The sequence below is a fragment of the Protofrankia sp. CiP1_Cm_nod3 genome (assembly GCF_982290655.1).
Window position 1 is genome coordinate 5,051 of record NZ_CEVIVD010000039.1, and the last position, 6,423, is coordinate 11,473.

The window sequence follows — 6,423 nt, forward strand, 5'->3', positions numbered from 1 at the left end:
CAGTGCTCTGCCAATTGAGCTACGCCCCCGGAGACGACCCAACCAAGAGTACGACACGCGGGCCCCGGCAGGTCGGTAGCTGGTCGATCGTGGCATCACGATCACGGATCGGGGCCTGCGTACGGGTCGGGGCCCGCGCCGGCGTGAGCATGTGGCGCGCGGGGCCGCCTCCCAGGCCAGACGGGGATGCGCCTGGACAGATCATGATTGTCGGCGTTGTGCCGCCCGAGCCGTGGGCCGGGTGTACGAATGTGCGGGTGTGCGGGTGTGCGGTCGCCTCCGGTTCAGGCGGTTCGCGGTGCCGGGCGGATGTGTGGGTGCGTGGGTCGGTGTCACACGAGCGCGGACCTTGAGAGCGTCCGCCTCGCCCGGCCGCGCCCGTCCGCGTCCGTGTCACACGGGCGCGCACTATGAGCACTCTCCGTACATCACGGCTCCGGACGTGACCAGCGTTGTCGCGATCCGCCGGACATCGGTACTTGATTCGCCATAAGTTAGGTTAACCAAAGTCAGCGAAGACAATCGCATCGACAGGCGGCGAAGGTGCGCGCAACCGGCCGCGCACAACGGGCTGCGAAGGGACGCACAACCTTGACGTCACCCGATTATTCCGAGTATAGGTAAGGCTAACTTAACTAACAGTCATGACATGGTGCTCCGCCTGAGCGTCCTCGGACGAGGTACCTCTGGTCAGCGCCGACGCGGTCTCACATGACTGGAAGGGCAGCCGTGGTAGGACGTCTGCACGAGCGGGCCGGAGAACTGACGGAACTCGGTGTCCACGACATGATCGGGATCGGGTTCGGGCCTTCGAACCTCGCCCTGGCGATCGCCGTCGAGGAACACAACGCCCAGGTAGCGCCCTCGGCGGCACTGCGGGTCACCTTCCTGGAACGCCAGGAACGCTTCGGCTGGCATCGGGGAATGCTGCTCGACGGCGCCACCATGCAGATGTCGTACCTGAAGGACCTTGTCACCCTGCGCAACCAGGCGAGCGATTTCAGCTTCGTGTCGTACCTGCACGGCCAGGACCGGCTGGTGGACTTCATCAACCACAAGACGATGTTCCCGTTGCGCCACGAGTTCCACGACTACCTGGAGTGGGCTGCGGGCCGCCTCGATCATCTCGTGGAGTACGGCTCGGAGGTCGTCGACCTGCGGCCGGTCACCCTCGGCGGTGAGATCGCCTTCATCGACGTGGTGAGCCGGCGCGGCGGCGGCCCCGAGCGCACGGAGGTGCGCCGCGCCCGCAACGTCGTCATCGCGGCCGGCCTGGAACCTCGCACACCCGACGGAATCGGGCTCACCGAGCGGGTCTGGCACAACCACGACCTGCTCGACCGTGTCGGCGCGATGCCGTCGACACCGCGGGGGCGATTCCTCGTCGTCGGTGCTGGTCAGAGCGCGGCCGAGGTGACCGAATACCTCCACTCCAACTTCCCGCGGGCCGAGGTGCACACCGTCTTCGCCCGCTACGGTTTCAGCCCGGCCGACGACAGCTCGTTCGCCAACCAGATCTTCGACCCGACCGCGGTCGACGACTTCTTCCACGCCCCCGACAAGGTCCGGGCGATGCTGCTCGACTACCACCGGGGGACCAACTGCTCGGTGGTCGACACCGACCTCATCGACGAGCTGTACCGCCGCGTCTACCAGGAGAAGGTGCGTGGCGTCGAACGGCTGCGCATGGTGCGGGCGTCCCGGCTCACCGGCCTGGAGGACGTTCCGGACGGTGTCCGGGCGACCGTCGAGTTCCTTCCGACCGGCCAGCGGCAGACCCTCGACGCGGACGTGGTGGTGCTGGCCACCGGCTACCGCTCCCGCGACCCGTGGCGGCTGCTCGGCGGCATGGCGGCGGTGTGCAACGTCGACGACGCCGGCCGTCTGGAGGTTCGACGTGACTACCGTGTGGTTACCGCGGCGGGGAGCACGGCCGGCATCTACATCCCAGGTGCCACCGAGTACGCGCACGGCATCTCCTCGACGCTGCTGTCGAACATCGCCGTCCGGGCCGGGGAGCTCCTGCGCTCCGCCCTCGGCCATGCCGACGGCACGGCGGCCGCGGGCGAGGTGGCTGCGGGCGAGGTGGCCGCGGACGCCCCGGCGCTGGCGCTGGCGCTGGCGCTGGGCTGACCATCCGGCACGACCGCATCGACCCGTCGACCAGGCACCGGCTGTGCCGGCCGCGTCCCGCGGCGGCCAGTGGCGAACACATCGACGGATCAGTACCTCGGATGCCTTCGGCATTACCCCAAATGGGAGTAAGCCAGGTGGCTTACGAATCAGGCGAGCCGTCCGATCACGGCCGATAGATGATCGGTTGTAGCCGTGGGACGACGACAAGCAACGGACCGGAGGACAGAAGGGTGCGTACTGGCGGGCCGTCAGGGCGGGACGTCCTCACCAGCTCGGTCATCGGCCAGCGACGCCAGATCGCCGTGGGCGCGGTGATGGTCGCGGGGCATCAGGTCGGTGAGGCCCTGGTCCCGGTCCTGATCGGGATCATCATCGACCGGGCCGTGTCGACCGGGGCCACCGGCGATCTCCTTCGCTGGCTCGCCGTCCTCGCGGTCACGTTCGCCGGCCTTTCGTTCTGCTACCGCTTCGGCGCGCGATTCGGGGAACGCGCCGCCGAACGCTCCGCGCACAACCTGCGCATCCAGCTCACCCGCCGTGTCCTGGACCCGCGGGCGGGCGCGGAAACCGGTCGCCTGTCCGGGGCGCTGGTGAGCATCGCCACGGGAGACGCCCAGCGGGTCGGCATCGTGAACGCGGCGCTGCCCGCGTCGATCGCGGCCGTCACCGGCCTGCTGGTCGGCGCGGTCGCGCTGCTCACGGTCTCCGTCCCGCTCGGCCTGCTGGTGCTGTTCGGCGCACCCTTCCTGCTGTGGGGGACGCACCTGCTCGGCCGGCCCCTGGAACGCCGCAGCGACACCGAGCAGGAACGCGCCGCGCACGCCTCGGGTGTCGCCGCCGACCTCGTCGCCGGGCTGCGGGTGCTCAAGGGCATCGGCGCCGAGCCGGCCGCCATCGCCCGCTACCGGCGCACCAGCCAGGACTCCCTGACCGCGACCCTGCGGGCGGCCAGCGCGAAGGCCTGGCACGACGGCGGCGTCCTCGCGCTGACCGGGATCTTCATCGCGGTGGTCGCGCTGGTCGCGGGCCGGCTCGCGGCCGAGGATGACATCTCGGTCGGTGATCTGATCGCCGCGGTCGGGCTCGCCCAGTTCCTGCTCGGGCCGCTATCGATCTTCGCCTGGGTGAACGCGGAGTTCGCCCAGGGGCGGGCGTCCGCCGGCCGCATCGCCTCGGTGCTGGCGGCGTCCCCGGCGGTCGGGGCCGGGACGAGGAGTCTTCCCGAGCCGGTGCGGGGCCAGGTCCGCTTCCTGGACGTGACCTACGGGCCGCTGCGGGGCCTGACGTTCACCGCCGCCCCCGGCGAGCTGCTGGGAGTCGTCGCGGCCGATCCGGCGGCGGCCACCGCCGTCCTGCGCTGCCTGGGACGCGAAGCGGACCCGGACGGCGGCTCGGTCGAGCTCGACGGGGTGCCGCTGTCCGAGGTGTACCCGGCGGCGGTCCGGGCCGCGGTCCTGGTGGCCGCGCACGACGCGGAACTGTTCGAGGGAACCCTGATCGAGAACGTCGCGGCGCCCACGCCCGACGGTGAGCCGGCTGAAGATGGGCCCGCCGTGCGTCAGCCTGTCGGGCAACCTGTCGGGCAACCTGTTGGGCATGGCCTTACCGGGCATGGCCCCGGAAGCGGCCCGGCCACGGTCGTCGGCGGCGGCGCCAGGAGCCCGGTCGGCGTCGACGCTGGTGGCGCGGCGGAGGCCCGTACCGGGGGTGTGGTTGGACGGGCGCTGGCGGCGGCGGGTGCCGACGAGGTCGCGAGCACCCTCCCGGACGGTGTCGACGAAATACTCGCCGAACGTGGACGGTCACTGTCGGGTGGGCAGCGGCAACGTATCGCGCTTGCCCGCGCGCTCGCCGTCGACTCCCCCGTGCTGGCCGTGCACAACCCCACCACGGCGGTGGACGCGGTCACCGAGGCACGGATCGCGGCCGGTATACGCGACATCCGCCGCGGCCGGACCACCATTCTGATCACGACGAGCCCGGCCCTGCTCGCGGTGACCGACCGGGTGGTGGTCATCGACGGGGGCACGGTGACCGCCGAGGGCACCCATGGCGAACTCGTCCACGGCCACGCGGACTACCGAGCGACCGTGCTCACTTGACGGCCACCGTCCACCCGATGAGCACCGTCTACCCGACGAGTGCTGTCCCCACAGTGGTCACCGTCCCCATGGCGATCACTGTCTCTACGGTGAGCAGCTTCCATGTTGCGAACAGTGTCCATCCGGTGGTCACCGTCCCCGCCGCGAGCGCCAGCCCTACGGTGAGCAGCGTCCACGCTACGAACAGCGTCCATCTAGTGGTCACCGTCCCTATGGCGATCGCCGACCCTACGGTGAGCAGCGTTCGTGCTGCGAACGGTGTCCATTTGGCGGTCACCGTGCCTACGGCAGCCACTGCCCCTACGGCGAGCAGTGCCCATGTTGCGAACAGTGCCCGCCTGGCGGTCATCGTCCGCACGGTAGGCGCTGCCCACAGGACGAGCGCTGCTCACCCAGTGGGCACTGGTCACATGGCGGACGGTGTCCATATGGCGGACGGTGTCCATGTGATGACAATTGCCCGCACAAGGGTCGGGGCACGGGCCGAGTGGGTGGCCCTGAGTACTTGTCCTGACACGATGACCATGCGGGAGAAGCGACGATGACCAGCCCCGAGGCGTCCACGAACAGGCTTGAGGTGTCCGCAGCCAGGCCCGAGTCGTTCGTGCGGGCGGACGACGGCCGGGAGCTGCTACCCATCGCGACCAGCGTGCGTATCCGCGTCACGGTCGGCGAGCTGCTGCGCGAGCGGCGGGCGCTGACCATCACCGCGTTCGGTGTGCTGGCCCTGTCGACGGTGGCCGGCCTGTTCACCGCGCCCCTGCTCGGCCACATCGTCGACGTGGTGGCCGACGGCCGGCCAGCCGGCGCGATCACCACCCCGGTCGTGCTGCTCGTGGTCGTCGCGGCCGCGCAGGGCGTGCTGACCGCGGTCGGGGTCACCCTCGTCGCCCGGCTCGGCGAAGGGGTGCTGGCCGTCCTGCGCGAACGCTTCGTGGAGCGCGCGCTCACCCTGCCGCTGGAGCAGGTGGAACGGGCCGGCGCCGGCGATCTGACCTCACGCGTGACCAACGATGTCACGCGGATCACCGAGGCGGTCCGCGGGGCGCTGCCGGAGATGGCCCACGCCGCTCTGACCATCGCGTTCACCCTGGTGGGGCTCGCGGTCCTCGACTGGCGCTTCACGCTCGCGGCCCTGCTCGCCGCGCCTGTCCAGGTCCAGGCGGTCCGCTGGTACGCCGGGCGCAGCATCCCCCTCTACGCCGAGCAGCGCATCGCCGCCGGCGCCCAGCAGCAGCAGCTCCTCGACACCATCGGCGGCGCGGCCACCGTCCGGGCGTTCCGCCGCGACGACGAGCACATCGGCCGGGTCACCCGGCGCTCCCGGACCACCGTCGACCTGGCCCTGCGCGGAATCCATCTGATCACGCGGTTCTACGCCCGGCTGAACCTCGCCGAGTTCATCGGTCTCGCCGCCGTCCTCACGGCCGGGTTCCTGCTGGTACGCGACGGATCGGTGACGATCGGCACCGCGCCCGCGGCGGCCCTGTACTTCCACAACCTGTTCAACCCGATCAACGTGGCGCTGGCGCTCGTCGACGAGGCCCAGGCCGCGACGGCGAGCCTGGCCCGGATGGTGGGCGTCGCCGACATCCCGACGACGCCGGAACCGCACCGGCCCGCCCAGCCGGCCAACGTGCTGACCAGCATGTCGGATGCCGCGTCGGCCAACGCGTCGGGCACCGTGTCGTCCGCGGTCTCGGCCGCCACAGCAGTCACCACGCCGGTCAGGGGGCCAGTCGGCAGGCCGGTGACCGTGCCGGTCGCCGTGCCGGTGGACGCCTCGGTCAGGGCCGCCGGCGTCGGCCACGCCTACCGGCCCGGCCACGATGTGCTGCGTGACGTCGACCTCGACATCGAGCCGGGCGAACGGGTCGCGCTCGTCGGCGCCAGCGGCGCGGGCAAGACGACCCTGGCCAGGCTCATCGCGGGTATCCACCGCCCCACCAGCGGGTCGATCGCGCTCGGCGGCGTGGAGCTGGACGAGCTCGGCCCGGCCGCGGTCCGCCGGACAGTCGTCCTGATCTCCCAGGACATGCACGTCTTCGCCGGGCCGCTCGCCGACGACCTGCGCCTGGCCCGCCCGGACGCCAGCGACGACGAGCTGCTCGCGGCGCTCGACCGCGTCGGCGCGGCGGGGTGGGCGAAGGCGCTGCCCGAGGGGCTGGCCACCGTGGTGGGGGAG

4 protein-coding genes are annotated in these 6,423 nt (G+C 71.2%); 3 read left to right on the forward strand and 1 reads right to left on the reverse strand.

Going from position 1 to position 6,423, the window contains the following annotated elements; translation table 11 throughout:
- Positions 1–711: 711 nt before the first annotated feature.
- Together AC5LUJ_RS10110 and AC5LUJ_RS10115 are read left to right on the forward strand one after the other, a co-directional pair.
- A complete protein-coding gene (locus tag AC5LUJ_RS10110; RefSeq protein WP_493464823.1) occupies positions 712–2,133 on the forward strand; it encodes a lysine N(6)-hydroxylase/L-ornithine N(5)-oxygenase family protein in 1,422 nt (473 codons plus the stop codon).
- A 233-nt stretch (positions 2,134–2,366) separates the two neighbouring features.
- The gene (locus AC5LUJ_RS10115) at positions 2,367–4,238 is read left to right on the forward strand and encodes an ABC transporter ATP-binding protein (protein WP_250289482.1); all 1,872 of its coding nucleotides are present in this window, start codon (positions 2,367–2,369) and stop codon (positions 4,236–4,238) included.
- 28 nt (positions 4,239–4,266) lie between these two features.
- Here AC5LUJ_RS10115 and AC5LUJ_RS10120 read toward each other — a convergent pair whose 3' ends face one another.
- Complete coding sequence (locus tag AC5LUJ_RS10120; RefSeq protein WP_250289480.1) at positions 4,267–4,587, reverse strand: hypothetical protein; 321 nt, start codon at positions 4,585–4,587, stop codon at positions 4,267–4,269.
- A gap of 192 nt (positions 4,588–4,779) precedes the next feature.
- Between AC5LUJ_RS10120 and AC5LUJ_RS10125 the strand changes: the two genes are divergently transcribed.
- Positions 4,780–6,423 (forward strand): ABC transporter ATP-binding protein (locus tag AC5LUJ_RS10125; protein WP_493464824.1); only part of this gene is annotated, 1,644 nt, incomplete at its 3' end.

Coding starts and splice junctions, on each gene's coding strand:
- AC5LUJ_RS10110 (WP_493464823.1), top strand. CDS start 712: ATGACTGGAAGGGCAGCCGTGGTAGGACGTCTGCACGAGCGGGCCGGA.
- AC5LUJ_RS10120 (WP_250289480.1), bottom strand. CDS start 4,587: ATGACCGCCAGGCGGGCACTGTTCGCAACATGGGCACTGCTCGCCGTA.